This is a genomic window from Bacillus sp. LR--39, assembly GCF_053613335.1.
This window is the reverse complement of record NZ_JBSIOT010000447.1, coordinates 1-955: the sequence shown is the minus strand read 5'-3', so window position 1 is coordinate 955 and position 955 is coordinate 1. Positions and strand designations below refer to the sequence as shown.

Annotated in this window: 1 protein-coding gene and 1 pseudogene; both read right to left on the bottom strand. The window is 44.4% G+C overall.

What is annotated here, in order from left to right; translation table 11 throughout:
• Positions 1 to 631, bottom strand: a 631-nt coding sequence (locus tag ACWHAR_RS23980) for a carbohydrate ABC transporter permease (RefSeq protein WP_452088052.1), incomplete at its 3' end; no start/stop codon positions are given.
• Between the two features lie 35 nt (positions 632 to 666).
• A pseudogene (locus tag ACWHAR_RS23975) lies at positions 667 to 955 on the bottom strand (ABC transporter substrate-binding protein); the annotation flags it as partial.

Below are 955 nucleotides of genomic sequence, written 5' to 3'. Positions count from 1 at the left end.
CAGCTGCTTCGTACAGCTCTTTCGGCACATTTTGCAAACCGGCTAAAAAGTAAAGGATGTTGATTCCCATCCATCTCCATGAAGCAAGCAGCACCATTAAAAACATGCCGGTATGTTCATTGTTCATCCAGTTCTGAGGTGAAAAGCCGAGTTTGAGTAGGATGGAATTGGCCAGAGACGTTTCCATTTCTCCGAAGATCAGCCGAAAAATGATCCCCGCGACAATGGTGGAGGTCAATGCCGGGATGAATAGTGCTGATTTAAATATATTTCTAAATTTGACCAGCTTTGCATTCAGGAATATGGCCAGAAGCAATGGAACAGGAATCAGCACGATCAGCGTCCAAAAGGTGTATTCCAGCGTATTCCAAAGGGCGGTATAGAACGTCGGGTTGTTTAGCGCTGTATAATTAGACAAACCGACAAAGGACACCTCTCCCGGCAATATTCTTTGAAAGCTCATGATGAAGACACTAATGATGGGGTATAGAAAAAATACGAGAAAGGATAAAACGAATGGCGCTGTAAACAGATAGGGCGCCGCTTTTTTTGAATAAAACAGATCTCGCCAGCCTGATTGTTTCGCAGCTGAAGGAACGGGATGAACCGTTCCTGTTTTCACAGGTTTCATGAGAACCTCCCCGCTTTCACTTTTTGAATGGGATTCTATTTCTGTTTCAGTTCACCTGCCGCTCTGTCCAAGGCTTGTTTAGGCGTTTTTTGCTGAGATTTAAGCGCGTCGAACAACACGCTTCTGTTGACAAGGTCTGAAGCCTTGGCAAAATCCTCATGTAAATAAATCGGATTGATTTCATCCTTGATATCGAGCAGCACGGAAAAAATGCCTGTTCCGTTTTGGAAGTAATCCGTGTATTTGTTTTTCTCTTTCAATTCCTTGGAGCTCCAGACATCCCAGCGAAGCGGGTCAAACCCTAGTACGCTCCAGAGCTTTTTG